The 21,499-nt window shown below is 69.0% G+C and carries 14 protein-coding genes; 2 read left to right on the top strand and 12 right to left on the bottom strand.

The features are described 5' to 3' along the window. Positions 1-47: 47 nt before the first annotated feature. The 3 genes from C1703_RS30665 to C1703_RS30655 form a co-directional block, all read right to left on the bottom strand. Entirely contained in the window at positions 48-1,775 is a 1,728-nt protein-coding gene (locus C1703_RS30665) for a glycosyltransferase (protein WP_114255873.1), read from the bottom strand. Then, positions 1,772-3,043 (bottom strand): nucleotide sugar dehydrogenase, encoded by a 1,272-nt coding sequence (locus tag C1703_RS30660; RefSeq protein WP_114255872.1) that lies wholly within the window; start codon positions 3,041-3,043, stop codon positions 1,772-1,774. The genes C1703_RS30665 and C1703_RS30660 overlap by 4 nt, the downstream gene beginning before the upstream one ends. Before the next feature lie 209 nt (positions 3,044-3,252). Beyond that, entirely contained in the window at positions 3,253-4,272 is a 1,020-nt protein-coding gene (locus C1703_RS30655; RefSeq protein ID WP_114255871.1) for a hypothetical protein, read from the bottom strand. An 81-nt stretch (positions 4,273-4,353) separates the two neighbouring features. Here C1703_RS30655 and C1703_RS30650 point away from each other — a divergent pair, with 81 nt between their 5' ends. Next, positions 4,354-4,725, top strand: a complete 372-nt coding sequence (locus C1703_RS30650) for an NTP pyrophosphohydrolase (protein WP_114255870.1) — start codon at positions 4,354-4,356, stop codon at positions 4,723-4,725. 58 nt (positions 4,726-4,783) lie between these two features. On the opposite strand, the gene C1703_RS30645 is transcribed toward C1703_RS30650, so the two are convergent. The 9 genes from C1703_RS30645 to ngcE all read right to left on the bottom strand — a co-directional run bounded on the left by C1703_RS30645 (position 4,784) and on the right by ngcE (position 17,280). Then, positions 4,784-6,283 (bottom strand): amino acid permease, encoded by a 1,500-nt coding sequence (locus C1703_RS30645; RefSeq protein WP_114255869.1) that lies wholly within the window; start codon positions 6,281-6,283, stop codon positions 4,784-4,786. 147 nt (positions 6,284-6,430) lie between these two features. Next, the gene (gene dxs / locus C1703_RS30640) at positions 6,431-8,362 is read right to left on the bottom strand and encodes a 1-deoxy-D-xylulose-5-phosphate synthase (RefSeq protein ID WP_114255868.1); all 1,932 of its coding nucleotides are present in this window, start codon (positions 8,360-8,362) and stop codon (positions 6,431-6,433) included. Positions 8,363-8,551: 189 nt separating this feature from the next. Then, a complete protein-coding gene (locus tag C1703_RS30635) occupies positions 8,552-9,850 on the bottom strand; it encodes a sugar ABC transporter permease (RefSeq protein WP_114255867.1) in 1,299 nt (432 codons plus the stop codon). After that, positions 9,847-10,638, bottom strand: coding sequence for an ATP-binding cassette domain-containing protein (locus tag C1703_RS30630; RefSeq protein ID WP_010033972.1), 792 nt, complete (start codon positions 10,636-10,638; stop codon positions 9,847-9,849). Before C1703_RS30630 ends, C1703_RS30635 begins: the two co-directional genes overlap by 4 nt. A 185-nt stretch (positions 10,639-10,823) precedes the next feature. Next, positions 10,824-11,924, bottom strand: coding sequence for a sugar ABC transporter substrate-binding protein (locus C1703_RS30625; RefSeq protein WP_198678466.1), 1,101 nt, complete (start codon positions 11,922-11,924; stop codon positions 10,824-10,826). Between the two features lie 133 nt (positions 11,925-12,057). Beyond that, positions 12,058-13,269, bottom strand: coding sequence for an ROK family transcriptional regulator (locus tag C1703_RS30620; protein WP_114255865.1), 1,212 nt, complete (start codon positions 13,267-13,269; stop codon positions 12,058-12,060). Between the two features lie 658 nt (positions 13,270-13,927). Beyond that, positions 13,928-14,851, bottom strand: coding sequence for a carbohydrate ABC transporter permease (locus tag C1703_RS30615; RefSeq protein ID WP_114255864.1), 924 nt, complete (start codon positions 14,849-14,851; stop codon positions 13,928-13,930). Between the two features lie 5 nt (positions 14,852-14,856). Then, the gene (locus C1703_RS30610; protein WP_114255863.1) at positions 14,857-15,783 is read right to left on the bottom strand and encodes a sugar ABC transporter permease; all 927 of its coding nucleotides are present in this window, start codon (positions 15,781-15,783) and stop codon (positions 14,857-14,859) included. A 42-nt stretch (positions 15,784-15,825) separates the two neighbouring features. Next, on the bottom strand, positions 15,826-17,280 hold the full coding sequence (ngcE, locus tag C1703_RS30605) for an N-acetylglucosamine/diacetylchitobiose ABC transporter substrate-binding protein (protein WP_114255862.1): 1,455 nt from the start codon (positions 17,278-17,280) through the stop codon (positions 15,826-15,828). Positions 17,281-17,686: 406 nt separating this feature from the next. On the opposite strand from ngcE, the gene C1703_RS30600 reads away from it, so the two are divergent. Continuing rightward, on the top strand, positions 17,687-21,484 hold the full coding sequence (locus C1703_RS30600) for a GH92 family glycosyl hydrolase (RefSeq protein ID WP_198678314.1): 3,798 nt from the start codon (positions 17,687-17,689) through the stop codon (positions 21,482-21,484). Positions 21,485-21,499 lie beyond the last annotated feature (15 nt).

Genomic DNA, 21,499 nt, shown 5'->3' with positions numbered 1-21,499 from the left:
GAGAGGGGCGGCCACGGGGCCGCCCCTCTCTTCGCTCTTCCACGGCTCTACCAGCCGCCCTGACCGTTCCCCTGCTGCCAGTTGGGGTTTTCCTGGTACGGGTAGGCGCCCTGCTGCGGATACTGCTGCTGGTACGGGTCGGGATAGCCCTCGTACCCGCCCTGCCACTGCTGCTGCCCGGCCGGTGCGGGCGTCCCCCAGGTCACGGGCTGCTGGGGTACGTGCGCGTGCTGCTCGTCGTAACCGGGCAGCGGCTGGGGCTGGGCCGGGATGCCGCCCGCCGGGCGGGGCCGGGTGCGCAGCGCCACGCCCTCCAGGCGCATCAGCTGGAGCGTCTCGGTGACCTTCTTGTCGGAGTACGGGTCCTCTTCCTCGAAGATCTCCGTCACGTCGTGCTCGTGGTCGCCGGCCACGGACACCTCGACTCCGCCCTGGCGGGTGCCCCAGGAGCCCTTGTGCAGGGTGAACAGGGCGTAGAAGCGCAGCGGGGTGAGCAGGGTCAGCTGGATCACGCCGTAGATCGGCGCGAGCAGGAACATGCCGAAACGCTTGACGAAGCCCATGCCGCGGCGCGGGAAGTCCAGGTAGCGGACGTTGCGCAGGTACCCCATGAGCACCATGAAGATCAGGTAGTCCCCGATGTGGTTCAGGAACTGCTGCGGCTTGATGATGGGCAGGATGACCATCGAGTAGAACATCGCCGAGCCGAAGACCAGCCACAGCGCGAGTTCCATGCAGGTCAGCCAGAAGGCCGGGCGGTACTTCTTCTGGTGCCGGAACGCCCACAGGGACTCGCGGAAGAAGGACTTGTTCCAGCGGACCTGCTGGCGCAGGAAGTGCGGCAGCTTCTCGGGGACGGCGGTGTAGCCGACGGCCGTCTCCTGGAAGACGACCTGGCCCTCCATCAGACAGTAGTTGGTCATGCGGCGGTCGTCGCCGAAGACGGCCGGCTTGCCCAGGAACTGCTGGTTGAGGAAGTCGGGCAGGTACTTGCGCACCAGCGTGCCGCGGTAGGCGGACAGGGCGCCGCAGCAGCACAGCACCGACTTCAGCCGCGAGTAGGCGGCCCGCTCGAAGAGGAACGAGTTGCCGTAGCGCAGGTCCTGCAGGCGCGTGAAGATGTTGCTGTCGTGGTTGAGCGCCAGCACCATGCCGGTGGAGGCCATGATCTTCTCGTCGGCCAGCGGCAGCAGCAGCTCGCGCACGGTGTCCCGGGACAGCACGGTGTCCGAGTCGACGCACAGGAAGATGTCGGAGTACGGCGCGGCCTCGAAGCCCAGCGCCAGCGCCTCGCGCTTGCCCTTGTTCTCGGGCTGCACGCTGACGGTGTACTTGACGCCCTTGGCCTCGAACTCGCGGCGCAGCTTCTTGGCCGCGCGGATGCCGGAGTCGTCGGCGCTGGCGTCGTCGATGATGTGGATCTCGTTGGGCAGGCGGCTCTGCGCGAGGAGGCTGCGCATGCCCTGCTCGAACATCACCGGGTCCTCGTTGTAGATCGGGATGACCGCGGTGACCCAGGCGTTCTCCAGGTACTCCAGCTCCTCCCGCCCGGCCTTGGCCGGACGGTAGAAGAGGGCGCCGAACATCTTCAGGGACAGCAGGCCCATGGCACCCATCGAGTACAGGTGCAGCGAGCCGGCGTCGAGCCGGGTGGCGATCAGCGCGGCCAGGCCCAGGAAGACGAAGTACGAGACCTTCAGGTGCCGCCGCTTGCGGTGCGCGCGACGGCCGCCGGAATCGACGGCCCCGGGTATGTACGTGTCTTCGGAAGTCACAGCTTGACCACCCGCGGGTGGTCGGCGGACTTGCCCCGGGTGTCGAACAGCGCCCGGGCCCGGTCGGCGAGCTCCTCCACGTCGATCTCGCGGTGCGGCTGGAGCAGGATGGTGAGGTCGGCGGCCTCGGCGGCGGCGAGGTAGTCCCCGGCCCGTTCGACGGGCGCGCCGCCGACCTGCCAGTCCTCGACCCGCGGGTCGAAGTAGACCAGTTCGGCGCCGCGCGCGAGGAGGTTCTCGGCGACGGCCAGCGCGGGGCTCTCCCGCTGGTCCGAGATGTCGGGCTTGTACGTGACACCGAGGAGCAGCACGCGGGATCCGCGCACGGCCTTGCCCTGGTCGTTGAGCAGGTCGGCCGCGCGGTTCACCACGTGCACGGGCATCCGCTGGTTGATCTCCTGCGCCAGCTCCACGAACCGGAACGGGATGCCCAGCGAACGCACCTTGTACGACAGGTAGTTGGGGTCGATCGGGATGCAGTGCCCGCCGACGCCGGGGCCGGGGTAGAAGGGCGCGAACCCGAACGGCTTGGTGGAGGCGCACCGGATGGCGTCCCAGAGGTCGACGCCGATCTCGCGGCAGAACATCGACATCTCGTTGACGAGCGCGATGTTGACGTGCCGGTAGGTGTTCTCCAGGAGCTTGGCCATCTCGGCCTCGCGGGTGCCCTTGGCCTCGACGACGCGGTTCACGAAACGCTCGTAGAGGGCGCGGGCGGCCTTGGTGCAGTCGGCCGTGATGCCGCCGACGACCTTGGGGGTGTTCTCCAGGCCGAAGGAGGCGTTGCCCGGGTCGATGCGCTCCGGGGAGAAGGCGAGGTGGAAGTCGGCGCCGACGCGCAGCCCGCCGGCCTCCAGGCGCGGGCGGACGACCTCGTCGGTCGTGCCGGGGTACGTCGTGGACTCCAGCACGACGAGCGTGCCGGCCCTCAGGTGGGCGGCGATGTCGTCGACGGCGGCGTGCACCGCGCCGAGGTCGGGGGCGCCGTGCTCGGTGAGCGGCGTCGGGACGCACACGACCACCGCGGCGGCCTCGGCGATGACCTCCGGCCGGTCGGTGGCCTCGAAGCCCCGCTCCCGCATCGCGCGGACATCGGCGTCGCTGATGTCGTCCACATGCGACCGGCCGGCGTTCAGCCCGTCGACGACCCGTCGGCTGCGGTCGAGACCGACCACCTTCAGGCCGGCGGCGGCCGCGGACCTGGCCAGCGGCAGCCCCACGTAACCGAGTCCGACCACGACAAGATCCACCGTGGAGGATCTGCTCACGACATCATTCCCAACCCCGGTTGCCACGGCCCCGGCCAGGCGCACAGCAACCGGCCCCCCGAGCAAATTCGAACAGTCCGAGGAGGTTAACAAGACCTTCACTTTTTGACCACGTTCACCCGAGGTGCGTCTTGTCACGCACACATCCGTACAACCCTTGACACATTTCGTGTGTCTGGAGCGACGGGAGCCTCAGGAACAACGGGGTGTCAGACCTCCCGCCAGGCCTCCAGCGCAAGCCCCGGCTCGTCCTTGCGGCGGGTGAGCAACAGCGTGCCGGCCGACGGGGAGAGGGAGGCGGCGACGACCTCGTCGTGCTCGTCGAGCGCCAGGGACACCATGGCGTCGGCGGGCAGCTGGGGGCCGGACTCGGTCCACCAGGCGCCGGCCGACTCCTGCTCGGTCGGATAGGCGGCGAAGGCGACCCGCCCGCTCGCCGACCGCTGGGCGAGCACGGTGCAGTCGTGCCCCTCGATGTCGCAGCGCACGGCGGAGACCGGGCCCGGTCCGGCGGACGCGAGGAGGGTCACCGGTTTCTCGCCCGGCCGCCAGGCGCACAGGTCACCGGACGTGTCCGTGAAGAAGACGGTGGTGTGCTCGGCGGACGTGGCGAGCGCGCGCAGGGTCCCCGGACGGACGGGGACGTCGACGCCCTCGGCCTGCACGGGCTTCTTCCCGTCCCCCTCCTGCCGCCAGTGCAGGATCCCGCCGGGCACGCAGGCGTACAGCTCCACGTACCCCGACTCCCCCGTCACGGCGGCCAGTTCCCCCTCGACGTCGTGCCCTTCCAGGTCCAGCCAGCCGCCCCAGCCGCCCTTGACCTTCTGGTTGCGCAGGCTCACCCCGCCGGCCGCGTTCCGGACGAAGACATAGCCGCGCCCCGCGCCGTCGACCGCTACGGCCGGCGGCCCGGTCCGGTCGCCCTTCTTGTCCGGGTGCCCGATCGGGATCCAGTCCAGGGGCGCGAGCCCGGGCCGGAAGTGCGTGGAGTGCACGAGCCCCGACTCCCCCGGCACGGTGGGCCGCCAGGCGGCCAGGTGGGCGTACCTGTCGGCGCCCTGGCCGACCGCCGGGCCCGGGTGCAGCTTCTGGTCGCCGCCGACCCTGCGGGGGGTGTCCTCCCAGGGGCCCGCGGGGCCGCGCTCCGCACGGCACAGGACGGCGTCGTCGGAGGGCAGATAGACGCTGAGGCGGCCGTCGCGGCCGCGGAGGAGCCAGTCGCCGTTCACCAGTTCACTTTATGCGGGCCGGACCGCTCGGCGCGCGGCCCGCCCCTGCCGGGGCGTCATCCCGCGTGCGACCCTGGCCACATGAACGACACCCAGCCTCTCCTTGTCGTCGTCGACGCCGCGAACGTCGTCGGGTCGGTGCCCGACGGGTGGTGGCGGGACCGGCACGGGGCCGCGGAGCGGTTGCGGGACCGGCTGGCGGCGGACGGGGTACCGGGGGTGGACGGGCCGGTGGAGGTCGTGCTCGTGGTGGAGGGGGCGGCGCGGGGGGTGGAGTCCGTGCCCGGGGTGCGGGTCTCGTCGGCACCGGGCAGTGGCGACGATCACATCGTGGCGGTGGTCGCGGAGGCCGGGGCGCGGCCGGTGCTGGTGGTGACGGCGGACCGGGAGCTGCGCAGGCGGGTCACGGAGCTGGGGGCGGAGGTGGCCGGGCCCCGTACGGTGCGTCCGTAGGGGCCCGGTGTCGGCACCAGGGCCGGGGCGTTGCGCAACCCGGTAAGGCCATCAGAGGCTAGAGCGTTTGCTCGGGCTTCGTTTCCTCTCCCTGGGCGAGGCGGCTGTGGGTGCGGCCGTAGAGGAAGTAGAGGACGAATCCGGCGGCCATCCAGATGCCGAACCGGACCCACGTCTCGGCGGGCAGGTTGATCATCAGCCACAGCGAGGCGCACACCGACAGGATCGGGATCACCGGCACCCACGGCGTGCGGAAGGCCCGGGGCAGGTCGGGGCGGGTCCTGCGGAGGATGATCACGCCGATCGCGACCACCACGAACGCGAACAGCGTGCCGATGTTCACCAGGGCCGCCAGCTCCGTCAGCGGCGTGAAACCGGCGAGGATCGCGATGACCACGCCGAGCAGGATGGTCGGCCGGTGCGGAGTCTTGAAGCGCGGGTGGACGCGGGAGAAGAACCGCGGCAGCAGCCCGTCGCGGCTCATCGCGAAGAAGACACGGGTCTGGCCGAGCAGCAGGATCATGCACACCGTCGTCAGGCCGACCGCGGCCCCGAAGCTGATGAAGCCCGCGTACCACGGGTGCCCGGTCGCCTTGAACGCGTCGGCGAGCGGTGCGTCCACGGACAGTCGGCTGTAGTGCTGCATGCCCGTGACGACGATCGACACGAGGACGTACAGCGTGGTGCAGATCAGCAGCGAGCCGAGGATGCCGCGCGGCATGTCACGCTGCGGGTTCCTGGTCTCCTCCGCGGCCGTCGCCACCACGTCGAAGCCGATGAAGGCGAAGAACACGACCGAGGCGGCGGTGAAGATGCCCATGACGCCGAAGTTGGACGGCGCCCAGCCGAACATGAGCTGGATCAGTGGCGAGTCCAGACTGGACCCGGCCTCCACCGGCTTCTCCTTCGGGATGAACGGGTCGTAGTTCTCGCCCTTGATGAGGAACGCGCCCGCGATGATCACGACGAGGACGACCGTCACCTTGATGGCGACGACGAGCGAGGTGATGCGCGCGGACAGCTTCATGCCGAGCACGAGGATGACGGTGAGGACGAGGACGAGCGCGGCGGCGAGGATGTCGAAGCCGAAGACGTCCGAGCCCTCTCTGCTGCCCAGGGCCGCCGGCATCTCCCAGCCCGCGTTGTCCATGAGCGACTGGATGTACCCGGACCAGCCGACGGCCACCACCGCCGTCCCGAGCGCGAACTCCAGGACCAGGTCCCAGCCGATGATCCAGGCGGGCAGTTCGCCGAGGGAGGCGTAGGAGAACGTGTAGGCGGACCCGGCGACCGGGACCGTGGAGGCGAACTCGGCGTAGCAGAGCGCGGCCAGCGCACAGGCGACGCCGGCCGCCACGAACGCCAGGGCCACCGCGGGTCCGGCGTTGTTCTTGGCGACCGTGCCGGTGAGGACGAAGATGCCGGTGCCGATGATCACACCGACGCCGAAGACGGTCAGATCCAGCGCGGACAAGGACTTCTTGAGCGCGTGCTCTGGCTCCTCGGTATCGAGGATGGACTGCTCGACCTTCTTCGTCCGGAAGAGGGTGCTGCTCACGGGGTACCTCCCACGCTTGTCGTCCTCGACATGATCGAGAGGGGGCACCGTTCGTATGCCCCGGCGGGGAAGGATTCACGCCAATGGGCCGGTTTCACCACCCTCATGGTGGTGAAACCGGCCCATTCGGCGGTGCCTGGGTGGGCGTCAGTCGCGCGCGGGCTCCACGGCGTCGACGGCGTCCGCGGTGCTGCGCTCGTACCGCCCGTCCAGCTTGGCGACCAGCCCGGTCACCTGGCGGGCGATGTCCGGCGCGGTGAGGCCGATCTCGGCGAGGACCTCGGCGCGCGAGGCGTGGTCGAGGAAGCGCGGCGGGATGCCGAAGTCGCGCAGCGGCACGTCGACGCCCGCGTCGCGCAGCGCCTGCGCGATCGCCGATCCGACACCGCCGACCCGGCTGTTGTCCTCGACGGTGACGACGACGCGGTGCCGCTCGGCGAGCGGCGCCATGGCCTCGTCGACGGGCTTCACCCAGCGCGGGTCGACGACCGTGGTGGAGATGCCCTGCTTGTCGAGCAGGGCGGCGATCTCCAGGCACATCGGCGCGAGGGCGCCGACCGAGACCAGCAGGACGTCCGGCCGGTCGGTGCCGGGCTCGCGCAGCACGTCCATGCCGCCGACGTGGCCCACGGCGGGTACGGCGGGACCGACGGCGCCCTTGGAGAAGCGGACCACGGTCGGCGCGTCGTCGACGGCGACGGCCTCGCGCAGCTGGGCGCGGACCTGGTCGGCGTCGCGCGGCGCGGCCAGCCGCAGCCCCGGCACGACCTGGAGGATCGACATGTCCCACATGCCGTTGTGCGAGGCGCCGTCGGTGCCGGTGATCCCGGCCCGGTCCAGGACGAAGGTGACACCGCACTTGTGCAGGGCCACGTCCATCAGCACCTGGTCGAACGCCCGGTTGAGGAAGGTGGCGTACACCGCGAACACCGGGTGCACACCGCCCGTCGCCAGGCCGGCCGCGGAGACGGCGCCGTGCTGCTCGGCGATGCCGACGTCGTAGACCCGCTCGGGGAAGCGCTTGGCGAACCGGTCCAGGCCCACCGGCTGGAGCATGGCGGCCGTGATGGCGACGATGTCCTCGCGCTCCTCGCCGAGCTTGACCATCTCGTCGCCGAAGACGGAGGTCCAGTCGGCGCCGGAGGTGGCGATCGGCAGGCCCGTGTCGGGGTGGATCTTGCCGACGGCGTGGAAGCGGTCGGCCTCGTCCTGGAGGGCGGGCTGGTAGCCGCGGCCCTTCTCGGTGAGGCAGTGCACGATGACGGGCCCGCCGAACCGCTTGGCCCGGGCGAGCGCGGACTCCAGCGCCTCGATGTCGTGGCCGTCGATCGGGCCGACGTACTTCAGGCCGAGGTCCTCGAACATGCCCTGCGGGGCGATGAAGTCCTTCAGGCCCTTCTTCGCGCCGTGCAGGGTGTCGTAGAGCGGCCGGCCGACGACCGGGGTGCGCTCCAGGACCTCCTTGGTGCGGGCCAGGAACCGCTCGTAGCCGTCGGTGGTGCGCAGGGTCGCCAGGTGGTTGGCGAGGCCGCCGATGGTGGGCGCGTAGGAGCGCTCGTTGTCGTTGACGACGATGACGAGCGGGCGGTCCTTGGCGTCGGCGATGTTGTTCAGCGCCTCCCAGGCCATGCCGCCGGTCAGGGCGCCGTCACCGATGACGGCCACCACGTGGTCGTCGCGCTTCATGAGCTGGTTGGCCTTGGCGATGCCGTCGGCCCAGCCGAGGACGGTCGAGGCGTGCGAGTTCTCGATGACGTCGTGCTCGGACTCGGCCTGCGAGGGGTAGCCGGACAGGCCGCCCTTCATCTTCAGCTTGGAGAAGTCCTGGCGGCCGGTGAGCAGCTTGTGGACGTAGGACTGGTGGCCGGTGTCCCAGAGCACCTTGTCCTTGGGCGATTCGAAGACCCGGTGCAGGGCGATGGTGAGCTCCACCACGCCGAGGTTGGGGCCGAGGTGACCGCCGGTCTTGGAGACCGCTTCGACAAGGAAGGTCCGGATCTCCTCCGCCAGCTGGTTCAGCTCCTCCAGGCTGAGCCGGTCCAGATCGCGCGGTCCCCTGATACGGGTCAGCAGCGGCACCCGTGCCTCCTTGCAGTAGAGCTGATCGAGCTGTTGCCGGGCGTGTCGAGTCTAATGTTCCGCCCCTGCGGCCCGTGCCGAGGCCGTGCGTCATACGTCACGCATTCGGCTGTACCCAACTTGTGCCCCACCTACGACACGACTGTGCCCGGCACCTGTCGATGCCGGGCACAGCGAGGGTCTTCGGCGCTACGCGCGACCCGCGGTCTTCTGGGTCTTGCGCGTCACCGCGTCGATGACGACCGTGGCGAGGAGCACACCACCGGTGATCATGTACTGCACCGGGGAGGCGATGCCCTCCAGGGCGAGCCCGTACTGGATCGAGACGATCACCAGCACACCGAGCAGCGCGTTCCACGTGCGGCCGCGGCCGCCGAAGAGGGACGTGCCACCGATCACCGCCGCGGCGATCGCGTTCATCAGCAGGTCACCACCGCCGGCGCCCTGGTTGGCCGCCGCGATCTTCGAGGCGATGAACAGACCGCCCACCGCGGCGAAGGTGCCGGAGATCGCGAACACCGAGATCCGGACCCTCTCCACGTTGATGCCGGCCCGGCGCGAGGCCTCGACGCTGCCGCCGAGCGCGAACACCTTGCGGCCGTACGCGGTGCGCCGCAGCACGAAGTCCGTCACCAGCAGCACCACGATGAAGATCACCACGGCCAGCGGCAGGCCCTTGTACTGGTTGAAGACGATCGCGACGGCGAAGGCCACGATCGCCAGCAGCACCGTGCGCAGCACGGTCTCGCTCAGCGGCCGCGACGGCACGCCCGCGGCCTCCCGGCGCCGGTTGCCGAGGAAGGAGCTGAGGAAGTACCCGGCGGTCACCACGGCCGCCAGCCCGTACGCGGCGGCGACGTCGGAGAAGTAGTAGCTGGTCAGCTGGGCCACGACCCCGTCCGGGTCGAGGTTGATGGTGCCGTTGTCGCCCAGGATCTGGAGCATGAAGCCGTTCCAGAACAGCAGACCGGCCAGGGTGACGGCGAACGCGGGGACGCCGATCTTCGCGAAGAAGAAGCCGTGCAGCACGCCGGCGACCGTGCCGGTGAGGATGGCCAGCACGAAGGCGAGCCACTCGTTCATGCCGTTGGTGACGTTCAGCACCGCGAAGCTGGCGCCGGCCACACCGGACACCGAGCCGACCGACAGGTCGATCTCGCCGAGCAGCAGCACGAACACGATGCCGACGGCGATCATGCCCGTGCCGACCATGGCGACGGACATGTCGGACAGGTTGCCCGCGGTGAGGAAGTTGGAGTTCAGGCTCGTGAAGATGAGCCAGATGATCGCCAGGCCGATGACGACCGGGATGGAACCCAGGTCACCGGACTTCATCTTCCGCTTGAACTCGGTGACGTAGCCCGCGAGGCCCTGCTCGCGCACCAGCAGCCGCGGGTCGACGACCGTGACGGCGGCCTTGGCCGCCTCGGGGTTCTCCACGACGTGCTCTTCGGATCCCGGAGCCGCGGAGGTCTTGTCGATGCTCACTTGGAAACCTCCCCGTTCGTGCGCGCCGCACGGCGGGTCACGGCGTTGTCGGTGGCGCCGGTGATGGCGGAGATGATCTCTTCCTGCGAGGTCGACTTGACCTCGAAGACGCCGTTGTTGCGCCCGAGGCGCAGCACGGCGACCTTGTCCGCGACGGCCTTGACGTCGGCCATGTTGTGGCTGATGAGGATCACCGCGTGGCCGCGCTCGCGCAGCCGCTCGACCAGGTCGAGGACCTGGGCGGTCTGCTCGACGCCGAGGGCGGCGGTGGGCTCGTCGAGGATGACCAGCTTCGGCTCGCCGAGCATGGACCGGGCGATGGCCACGGTCTGGCGCTGGCCGCCGGAGAGCGAGGCGATCGGAATGCGCACGCTGGGGATGCGGATCGACAGCGTGTCGAGGAGCTCGCGGGAGCGGCGCTCCATCTCCACCTCGTCCAGGACGCCGCGCTTGCGGATCTCCCGGCCCAGGTAGAGGTTGCCGACGACGTCGATGTTGTCGCACAGCGCGAGGTCCTGGTAGACGGTCGCGATGCCCAGGTTCTGGGCGTCGTGCGGCTTGTTGATCTGGACGGACCTGCCGTCCCATTCGATGACGCCCTCATCGATGGGGTGCACGCCGGCGATCGTCTTGACCAGCGTGGACTTTCCGGCGCCGTTGTCGCCCACCAGGGCGACCACCTCACCGGCGTGGACCTCAAGCTCGACGTCGGTGAGCGCCTGAACGGCACCGAACCGCTTGGAGACCCCGCGCAACGCCAGCACGGGCGTAGCGGACACGTGAACCATCTCCTTCGCCGCCTGACCCGGCGGGAGGTTGTGCAGAAGTGTGGGAGGAGTGGTCACTCCGGCGCCCCGCGGAGCTTGCGGGGCTGGTGTGGCGGGGCGCCGGAGGAACTCGGGACAGCCGGTCCGCGCGGAGCCACGGGAGTCCGGGGCGGACTCCCGTGGTCGTCGGCGGACCTGACGGCTGCTTACTTGAGACCGATCTTGTCGCAGGCGGCCTTGTACTTGCCCGCGCAGATCTCGTTCACCGTGTAGATGCCGTCCTTGATGACGGTGTCCTTGATGTTGTCCTTGGTCAGCGAGACGACCGGGACCAGGACGGAGGGGACGGCCTTGGTGGTCGGGCTGTCGACCTTGTCCTTGGCGATCGAGTCGAGCGACTTGCCCTGGGCGAGGGCGACGGCCATCTCAGCCGCGACGTCCGCCTCCTGCGGGTAGGGCTTGTAGACGCTCATGTACTGCTCACCGGTGACGATGCGCTGCACACCCGCGAGTTCGGCGTCCTGGCCGGTGACGGGGATGTCGGCGATGCCGGCCGCCTTCAGGGCGGTGATGATGCCGCCCGCCATGCCGTCGTTGGCGGAGTAGACGCCGACGATCTTGTCCTTGCCGAGGGCGGAGATGGCGCCCTCCATGTTGGAGTTGGCGTTCTCCGGCTTCCACTCCTTGGTGTCGTACTCGCGGCCGATCTTGACCTTGCCGTCGAGCACGGAGTGCGCGCCCTGCTTGAACTGGGCGGCGTTCGGGTCGGTGGCAGACCCGTTCATCATGACGATCTGGCCGTCCTTGGCCTTGTCGCCCAGCGCCTTCAGCAGGGCCTCGCCCTGGGTCTTACCGACGGTGACGTTGTCGAACGAGGTGTAGGCGTCGATCGGGCCCTCGGCCAGGCGGTCGTAGGCGACGACGGGGATGCCCGCGTCCTTCGCCTTCTTCACCGAGCCGGCGATGGCCTTGGAGTCCACCGCGTCCACGATCAGCACGTCGACCTTGTTGGACACCATGGTGTCCACCTGCTGGTTCTGCTTGGCCGCGTCCTGGTTGGCGTTGGCGTAGACGACCTCGCCCTTGCCGCTCGTGAGTTCCTTGACCTTCTTCTCGATGAGCGGCCGGTCGAACTTCTCGTAGCGCGCGGTCGCGTTCTCCGGAAGGAGCAGGCCGACCTTGATGTCGTCGCCCTTCTTGGCGGACCCGGTGGAGTCGGCCTTGTCGCCGGACTCCTTGGCGCTGCCACAGGCAGCAAGCGAAACGGCCATCGCGCCGGCGGCAATGGCAACGGCGACTCGACGCATACGCGTGTTCACTTCAGAAACCTCCCTGACGAGGCCGCGACATTGCGGCCGAGGTGGCTGGAAGTCAACTCGGCCACACGTGCGACGTCAAGAAGTAAATCCTTAACGAGATGGCAACGGTGCCATCCGTTCTCTAAGTGAAGGCAGGGGTCGCCGCCTGCAGCGCCCCGACGGCAGTCCCGTCCAAAAGTGTTGAATCACCCATCTCGCTGAGCGCGAGGGCGAGCGCTCCGAGCACCTCCGCACGGCCGCCGAGTGCCCCGGGGAGAACGGACAACTGGCGCGCCGCGCTCGGGATGGCGTAGCGGCCGACGGACTCCCGGATCGGCCCGAGCACCAGCTCACCGGCCTCGGCGAGATCACCGCCGAGGACCACCCGGCTCGGGTTCAGAAGGTTGCAGAGATTGGCCACTCCACTGCCGATGTGGCGGCCGACGTCGGCGATCACCCGACGGCAGCCCGGGTCTCCGTCCCGGGCGAGCCGTACGACGCCTTCCATGGTCAGGTCGGTGCCGTGGCTGGACTGGAGGAGCGGGAGCACGTAGCGCGCGGCCGCGAAGGTCTCCAGGCAGCCGCGGTTGCCGCAACGGCAGACCGGGCCGGATTCGTCGAGTGTAATATGTCCGATTTCTCCGGCGGTGCCGCCGGGGCCCCGGTAGATCTTTCCGCTGATCACCAGGCCGGCGCCGACGCCGCTGGCGACCTTGATGTAGGCCAGGTCGCGGACGCCCCGGCCGCTGCCCCAGACCATCTCGCCGAGGGCGCCGAGGTTGGCGTCGTTGTCGACGTGCACGGGGACGCCGAGGCGGCCGCGGAGTTCCTCGGCGGGCTTGGTGCCGGTCCAACCGGGGAGAATGGCGGTCGAGCCGAGGGTGCCGGACTCCACGTCGATGGGACCGGGGACGCCGAGGCCGACGCCGGCGATCTTGGAGCGGTCGACGCCGGTCGCCTCGACGAGGCGGGTGACCAGTTGTTCCGCGCGGTCGAAGCCCTGGGTGGACGAGGCGTCCACGTCCAGGGGCTCGGACTCCTCCGCCAGGACCTGATGGGCGAGGTTGCCGATGGCGACGCGGAGGTGGGTGTGGCCGAAGTCGACGCCTATGACGATGCCGGCGTCGCCGCTCAGCGACACGCTGCGGGCCCTGCGGCCGCCTGCCGAGGTGGGGGTGACCTCGACGGTTCCGCTGTCCTTCAGCTCGCGGACGATGTTGGAGACCGTCGCCGCGGACAGGCCTGTCGTCCGCGCGATCTCGGCCTGGGTGAGGGAGCCCGCCAGGCGCACGGCTCGTACGACCCGCTCCAGGTTGGCTCGGTGCAGTGACGACTGCGACCCCGGAGTCTCCACGACGACCTCCTGCGCACGGGGCCGCTTCGATGAGACCCCGTCTATGTCCAACTAGTGAACTCTAAGCTGAGCCGTTCGGGTTGCCTCCCGTCAAGAGGTTGAACTGATTCCGGGGGGTGTGCGGGTGGTTGCGCAGGGCTACGTGATGGTTCGCGCTTTCTATCGGCCGAGGTGGGCGGGGGTGCGGGTGCTTGCGCCCGCCGCCGGGTGTGGGTCGGGGCCGCGCCGGGGGGTCTCCGTCCTCGGAACGGCGCGATGGGGGCGAATACCGACCAACCGCCCGTTGACGCGCCAACCGCTGCGGGCGGACCCCCCCCCCCCCCCCCGGCACGTCCCCTTCCGTCGGACGGCGGGTGCGGGCGCGTCGTGGCTGCCGCCCGGCCGCCCCGTCTGCGGCACGGGCTCCCGCCGCTCGGCCGCGGGGCCGCCGGCGCGGGCTCCCGCCGCTCGGCCGCGGGGCCGCCGGCGCGGGCTCCCGCCGCTCGGCCGCGGGGCCACCCGTCCCGGTTGGCTGCCGGCCGTCCATCGCGCTTAGCCGCGGGCCGCCCATCCCGCTCGGCTGCGGGCCATCGTGCCGCTAGGGGCGGCACGGGTGGACGCAGCGGCACCCCGTTCGCCGGGTTGCGGGTCCACCCGGCGGTGGAGAAACCGGCCCGGACTACTTCAGCGCGCCCGCCGTCAAGCCCTGCACCACCTGCCGCTGGAAGATGACGTACGCCGCGAGCACCGGCAGCATCGCCATCACCAAGCCCGCGAACAGGCCCGACCAGTCGCCCTTGTAGCCCTGGCTCACCGCCAGCTGGACCAGGCCCTGGGTGAGGACCCGCTGGTCGGGGTCCGTGTTGAGGACCGTGGGGAGCATGTACTGGTTCCACTGGCCCAGGAAGTTGAAGATGCCGACGCTGACCAGGCCCGGCTTGGCCATGGGGAGCATGATCTGGAAGAACGTACGGCTGTGGGACGCCCCGTCGACGAAGGCCGCTTCCGCGATGGACGTCGGCAGCGTGCGGAAGAACGCCGTCAGGAAGAACACCGTGAACGGCAGCGAGTACGCGATGTAGACCAGGATCAGGCCGTGGATGGTGTTCAGCAGGCCCATGTTGTTCACGACGTAGAACAGCGGGACCAGCGCGAGCATGATCGGGAAACTCATGCCGCCGATGAACAGGTAGTAGATGAACCGGTTGCCCGGGAAGTCGAAGCGGGCCAGGACGTAGGCCGCCATCGAGCCGAGGACGAGCGTGCCGATGAGCGAACCGCCCACCACCAGGACCGTGTTGAGGAAGTAGTCGCTCATGTTGGCCTGGGTCCACGCCCGCGACCAGTTGTCGAAGTGCAGGGAGTCGGGGAGCGACCAGGGCGAGCCGAAGATGGAGCGGTCGTCCTTGAAGGACGTCATGACCGCCCAGAGCAGCGGCATGACCACCATGACCGCCCAGATGACGAGGACGCCGTGGGAGAAGACGTTGAGGACCGTGCCCTCTTTCTTCTCCTTCGGGGGCGCCGGCGGTGGTGTGTCCGCCTTCGTGATCGGCGCGCCGGACTCGGCCGGGAGGGGAGCGGGGGTTTCGGTCGTCTTCATCTGCGTCAGTACTCCAGCCGCTCGCGACGGCCCAGCCGCATCACCACGGCGGCGAAGGCCAGCGTGACGACGAGCAGGGCGACACCGATGGTGGTGGCGTAGGCGGCCTGCCCGTCCCGGAACGCCTTCTGGTACACGTACAGGACCATGACGGTGGTCGAGTAGTCGGGACCGCCCGGCCCGGTCGTCATGATCTGCACGACCGCGAACGACTCGGCGCCCAGGGCGAGGATGCCCATGTAGACCCAGCCGGACTGCACCGTGTCCCAGAGGAGGGGCAGGGTGACCCGGAAGAACGTGGTGAAGCGGTTCGCGCCGTCCAGGAGCGCCGCCTCGTACATCTCCGCCGGGATGGAGGCCATGCCCGCGGAGAAGAGGACGACGAAGAAGCCGACCGTCGACCAGACGAGGACCGCCATCACCGCCCAGAGGGCCAGATCGGGGTCGCCCAGCCACAGCGGCTGGACGTTGTCGAGGCCGATGCCGCGCAGGACCGAGTTGATCGCGCCGCTGTCCGGGTTGTACGCGAACGCGAACAGCAGCGCGACGATGGCGATCGAGAGGACCTGCGGGAAGAAGTAGACGATCTTGTAGAAGGAGGAGCCGCGGACGCCGGTGATGGCCGGGCCGTTCCTCCGCTTTCTTCCGCCTACGTTGATCATGAATGCGAAGAACAGCGCCAGACTGATCGTCACCACCGGCAGCAGGAGCGCGAACAGCAGGCTGTGCTGCAACGACTTCCAGAAGATCTCGTCGTCGAGCATCCGGCTGTAGTTGTCGAAACCGACCATCTCGAATTCGGGACTCAGGCCGGTCCAGTCCGTGAACGAGTAGTAGATGGACTGGATGAACGGCCAGATCACGAAGAGCGCGTACAGTCCCAGGGGCAGCGCGAGGAAGCCCACGATGAACCGGTACTTGCCGTGCTGCATCGCCACTCCGGTGCCGTTGCGGAAAATGGGTTTCCGGTGCTGTTACTGGTGTTTGTAGTGCTTGATCGACGTGTCCTTGGCGGTCTCGTCGGCGTAGGCCTGGATCTTCTTGATGGCCTCGGCGGGGGTGAGGCGGCCGGCCATCATCTCGCCCAGGCCGGAGACGCCGATCTTCTCCTTCTGCAACTGCACGTACCAGTCCTGCATTCGGGGGTTCACCACGTTCTCGCCGGCCTTTTCCAGGGCCGCGACGCCCGACTTCAGACCGGGGGTGAGGGTGATGCCGTCGGTGCCGCCGTTGTACGCGGTCAGTGACTTCACCTTGCTGGTGAAGTTCTTCGACGACGCCTCACTGAGCATGATGCGCAGTTGTTCCATGCCGCCCTCGGCGTTCTTCGCCTTGGCCGGGACGATGAACGGCTCGCCGCCGGAGGCCCAGATCGTGCCGAAGGGCAGCTTGTCGGAGGAGTCGATGCCGGTGGGCGCGGAGACCGCGAGGTCGAAGTCCTCCGGGATGACGTTGGCCGACTCGTTCTCCACCCAGGAGCCGTTCGGGATGAACAGCGCCTTGCCCTCGGCCCAGGCGGTCTGCGACTGGATGTGGTCCAGGCCCGGGGTGCCCTTGAGGACGTAGCCCTTCTTGTAGAGCTCGTAGTACGCGTCGAAGCAGGCCTTGACGGCCGGGTGCTTCCAGGCGTTCGGCTCCAGGTTGTCGATGGCGTCGAGGACCTCGCGGCCGCCGACCTTGCCGATCATCGGATAGAGCGAGAAGGGGAGGTAGTACGGGTACTTGCCCGCGTACGTCCAGCCCGCCATGCCCTTCTTCTTGGCCTTCTCGCAGACCGCGAGCATCTGGTCCCAGGTCTCCGGGTACTGCTCGTCGAGCGAGTCGAGGGCCTTCCGCGAGTACCAGACGCCGTAGACGGTGTAGGCGTAGTACATGATCCAGACCGGGTCGCCGTCGAGTTGGCCCATCTCCACGATGCCGGGGCGCAGCGTGTCGCGGACCTTCTTGGCCGGGTCGTCGTAGGACGGGGCGTCCAGCAGCGGGGTGAGGTCGGTGAGCTGCTGCTTGCTCGCGAGGACGCCCATGTCCATCTGCTCGGCGCCGGAGTTGTCGATGAGGTCCGGCGGGGTGCCCTGGTTGAAGCGGGGCTGGAGCGTGGACTGGATCTTCTGGGTGGCGGAGAACTTCACCTTCACCTTGGGGAAGTTCTTCTCGTAGATCTTCACGGCGTCCTCGGCGTACTCCTTGCCGAAACCACCGTCGAACAGCACGAATTCCATGCCCGCGGTGTCGTTGACGCCGAGCGGGTTCTTCTCGGTCTTCTTGCCGGCCTTGGCCTTGTCCCCGCTGTCGCCGCCGCCGCTGCTGGCGCAGGCGGACAGGAAACTCATGGTGGGGACGGAGATCAGCCCGAGCGCGGCGGACCGTTTGATCAGATCACGGCGGCCGACACCCTCGGTGCCGTGGTTCTCGGCGGAAGTGGATCCCATGCTCAAGTCCTCGCCTTCTCCAGGACTCAGGCGGTGAACCGGATCCTTCCCGGCACCGCGATCGGGTCAAGCTGGGTCGTGCAGGAAAGTGCGGGTGCTGACATGCGGGCGCTGACGGGCGCTGACGTACGGTCGCTGACGTGCGGATCGTGTGAAGCGTCCGACAGGTATAGTCCACTTCCCGCCAGCGGATCAAGATCGAACACAAGGTTGGCCGTGGGTCTTATCCGAGTTGAGACCTCGCGGAAGTATGAGCGGCCTGTGTGTTCTCCGGCGGAAAAATCCCCGTCGTCGCCCCCGAATGCCACAGGCAACACCCTTGACACCTCTCACCACTTGGGCAACTACTGGTCCTTGCGCATCGAAGGTGACAACGTTGTCCACTGCGCAGGGAGGGTACCCGTTGATGCAGCGGAAAGCTCGGCACAGATGGGGTGCGGCGGTCGTGTCGGCGACCGCCCTCGCTTTGGCCCTGAGTTCACAGGGCGTTGCGGTCGCACTGCCCGAAGTCCCCGAGGCCCCCGACCGGAAGTTCGCGTCCTCCTTCGAGGCGGATGACCCGGTTCCGGACTGGCAGAACACCGTCGACACCGCCCCGGACGGCGGCAAGCGGGCCTCGGGCGTGGACGGCGGCTACAGCAGCGGCATACCGGGCAATGTGACGGATCAGGTCACGGACGTCCGGGCCAGTGCCGAGAACACCGGTGGCGGCGAGGTGAAGGAGAACCTCGTCGACGGCGAGCCGAGCACCAAGTGGCTCACCTTTGAGCCCACCGGCTGGGCCGAGTTGGACCTGGACAAGCCGGTCGAACTCGTGCGTTACGCGCTGACGTCGGCCAACGACCACGACGAGCGCGACCCCGCGGACTGGACCCTGAAGGGCTCGGCCGACGGCACGGACTGGAAGACCCTCGACACCCGCACGGGTGAATCCTTCGCCGAGCGGTTCCAGACGAAGACGTACGACCTGGCGGAGCCCGCCGAGTACCGGCACTTCCGGCTCGAGGTCACCGGCAACAACGGCGGCGACATCCTCCAGCTCGCCGACCTCCAGCTGTCCACCGGCGGCGGTGCCGGGCCCGTCCCGCAGGACATGCTCTCCCTCGTCGACCGCGGCCCGAGCGGCTCCCCCACCGCCAAGGCGGGCGCCGGGTTCACCGGAAAGCGGGCCCTGCGGTACGCCGGCCGGCACATCGCCGACGGGCGGGCGTACTCGTACAACAGGGTGTTCGACGTGAACGTGGCCGTCGGCCGGAACACACGGTTGTCGTACCGGATCTTCCCGTCGATGGCGGACGGTGACCTCGACTACGACGCGACGAACGTCTCCGTCGACCTCGTCTTCACCGACGGCACCCAGCTGAGCGAGCTGCGCGCCACCGACCAGCACGGCTTCCCGCTGACCCCGCGGGGGCAGGGCGCGGCGAAGATCCTCTACGTCAACCAGTGGAACAACGTCGTGTCGCGGATCGGGTCGGTGGCCGCCGGGAAGACCGTGGACCGGATCCTGGTGGCGTACGACTCGCCGAAGGGGCCGGCGAAGTTCCGGGGGTGGCTGGACGACGTGAGCATCGAGTCCGTCGCTCCCGAGCGGTCGAAGGCGCACCTGTCGGACTACGCGGTGACCACGCGCGGCACCCACTCCAGCGGCGGTTTCTCGCGGGGCAACAACTTCCCGGCGACGGCCGTGCCGCACGGCTTCAACTTCTGGACCCCGGTGACCAACGCGGGTTCGCTGAGCTGGCTGTACGACTACGCGCGAGCGAACAACGCGGACAACCTGCCGACGATCCAGGCGTTCAGCGCGAGCCACGAGCCGAGTCCCTGGATGGGTGACCGGCAGACCTTCCAGGTGATGCCGTCCGTGGCCGACGGAACCCCGGCGTACGGGCGGGAGGCGCGGGAGCTGGCCTTCCGGCACGAGAACGAGACCGCGCGGCCCTACTACTACGGGGTGCGGTTCGAGAACGGGCTGAAGGCCGAGATGGCGCCGACCGATCACGCGGCGGCCCTGCGCTTCACCTACCCGGGCGATGACACGAGCGTCCTGTTCGACAATGTGACCGACCAGGCGGGGCTCACGCTCGACCAGGAGCACGGGGTCGTCACCGGCTTCTCGGACGTGAAGTCCGGGCTGTCGACGGGTGCGACCCGGCTGTTCGTGTACGGCGAGTTCGACAAGCCGGTCACCGACGGGGACTCCAGCGGCGTCAAGGGCTATCTGCGCTTCGAGGCCGACGACCGGACCGTCACCCTGCGCCTGGCGACCTCGCTCATCAGCCTCGACCAGGCCAGGGACAACCTCCGCCAGGAGATCCCGGAGGGCCGGTCCTTCGAGGCGGTGAAGAGGAGCGCCCAGCGGCAGTGGGACCGGCTGCTCGGCAAGGTCGAGGTGGAGGGCGCGACGCCCGACCAGCTGACGACGCTGTACTCCAGCCTGTACCGGCTGTACCTGTACCCGAACTCCGGGTTCGAGAAGGTCGGTGGGGAGTACCGGTACGCCTCGCCGTTCTCCCCCATGCCGAACCCGGACACCCCGACGCACACGGGCGCGAAGATCGTCGACGGCAAGGTGTACGTCAACAACGGTTTCTGGGACACCTACCGGACGACGTGGCCCGCGTACGCGTTCCTGACCCCGTCGCGGGCGGGTGAGCTGGTCGACGGGTTCGTGCAGCAGTACAAGGACGGCGGCTGGACCTCGCGCTGGTCCTCCCCCGGCTACGCGGACCTGATGACGGGCACCTCCTCGGACGTGGCGTTCGCGGACGCGTACGTCAAGGGCGTCGGCTTCGACGCGAAGGCGGCGTACGAGGCGGCCGTGAAGAACGCGACGGTCGTCCCGCCGAACTCGGGCGTCGGCCGCAAGGGCATGGCCACCTCCCCCTTCCTCGGCTACACGAGCACCGAGACCCACGAGGGCCTGTCCTGGGCGCTGGAGGGCTACCTCAACGACTACGGCATCTCCCGCATGGGCCTCAAGCTGTACGAGGAGACCGGTGAGCGGCGCTACCAGGAGGAGTCGGAGTACTTTTTGGACCGGGCCCGCGACTACGTGAACCTCTTCGACGAGAAGGCCGGGTTCTTCCAGGGCCGTGACGCGAAGGGCGACTGGCGGGTCGAGGCGGCGGAGTACGACCCGCGGGTGTGGGGTCACGACTACACCGAGACGAACGGGTGGGGGTACGCCTTCACCGCTCCGCAGGACAGCCGGGGCCTGGCCAACCTGTACGGCGGGCGCAAGGGCCTCGGTGACAAGCTCGACGAGTACCTCTCCACCCCGGAGACGGCCTCCCCCGAGTTCGTCGGCTCCTACGGTGGTGTCATCCACGAGATGACCGAGGCGCGGGACGTGCGGATGGGCATGTACGGGCACTCCAACCAGGTCGCCCACCACGCCCTGTACATGTACGACGCGGCCGGGCGGCCCTGGAAGACGCAGCAGAACGTCCGCGAGGTGCTGTCGCGGCTGTACACCGGCAGCGAGATCGGGCAGGGCTACCACGGTGACGAGGACAACGGGGAGCAGTCGGCCTGGTTCCTGTTCTCCGCGCTCGGCTTCTACCCCCTGGTGATGGGCAGCGGTGAGTACGCGATCGGCTCGCCCCTGTTCACCAAGGCGACCGTGCACCTGGAGAACGGGCGCGAGCTGGTGGTGAGGGCGCCGCGCAACAGCGTGAGGAACGTCTACGTGCAGGGGCTGAAGGTCAACGGCCGTGCGTGGTCGAAGACTTCGCTGCCGCATTCGCTGGTCGCCAAGGGTGGTGTCCTGGAGTTCGACATGGGTCCGAGGCCGTCGTCGTGGGGCACGGGCGAGGATGCCGCACCCGTGTCGATCACCCAGGACGACGAGGTGCCCACGCCCCGGGCGGACCTGCTGAAGGGTGAGGGCGCCCTGTTCGACGACACGTCGGCGACGGACGCGGCGGTGACGTCCGTGGACCTGCCGGTCCGCGAGGGTGCGAAGGCCGTCCAGTACACCCTGACGTCGTCGGCGGACCGGGCGAAGGCACCGGCCGGCTGGACGCTCCAGGGCTCCCCGGACGGTGAGACCTGGCGGACGCTGGACCGGCGCTCCGGGGAGTCCTTCGCCTGGGACCGGCAGACCCGCGCGTTCTCGGTGAGGTCGCCGGGTACGTACGAGAGGTACCGCCTGGTCCTCGACAGCGAGGCGACGCTGGCGGAGGTCGAACTGCTCGGCTGATCACATGAGTTGGGG

It is taken from the genome of Streptomyces sp. Go-475 (genome assembly GCF_003330845.1).
Lineage (GTDB): Bacteria > Actinomycetota > Actinomycetes > Streptomycetales > Streptomycetaceae > Streptomyces.
The sequence above is the reverse complement of the archived record's forward strand: the minus strand, read 5'-3'. Positions and strand labels throughout refer to the sequence as shown.

Bases quoted from the DNA above. Each gene is read 5' to 3' on its own strand.
- C1703_RS30650 (WP_114255870.1), top strand. From the start codon at position 4,354: ATGAACGACACCCAGCCTCTCCTTGTCGTCGTCGACGCCGCGAACGTC.
- C1703_RS30630 (WP_010033972.1), bottom strand. From the start codon at position 10,638: ATGGTTCACGTGTCCGCTACGCCCGTGCTGGCGTTGCGCGGGGTCTCC.
- C1703_RS30625 (WP_198678466.1), bottom strand. From the start codon at position 11,924: ATGCGTCGAGTCGCCGTTGCCATTGCCGCCGGCGCGATGGCCGTTTCG.
- C1703_RS30615 (WP_114255864.1), bottom strand. From the start codon at position 14,851: ATGAAGACGACCGAAACCCCCGCTCCCCTCCCGGCCGAGTCCGGCGCG.
- C1703_RS30610 (WP_114255863.1), bottom strand. From the start codon at position 15,783: ATGCAGCACGGCAAGTACCGGTTCATCGTGGGCTTCCTCGCGCTGCCC.
- ngcE (WP_114255862.1), bottom strand. From the start codon at position 17,280: ATGGGATCCACTTCCGCCGAGAACCACGGCACCGAGGGTGTCGGCCGC.
- C1703_RS30600 (WP_198678314.1), top strand. From the start codon at position 17,687: ATGCAGCGGAAAGCTCGGCACAGATGGGGTGCGGCGGTCGTGTCGGCG.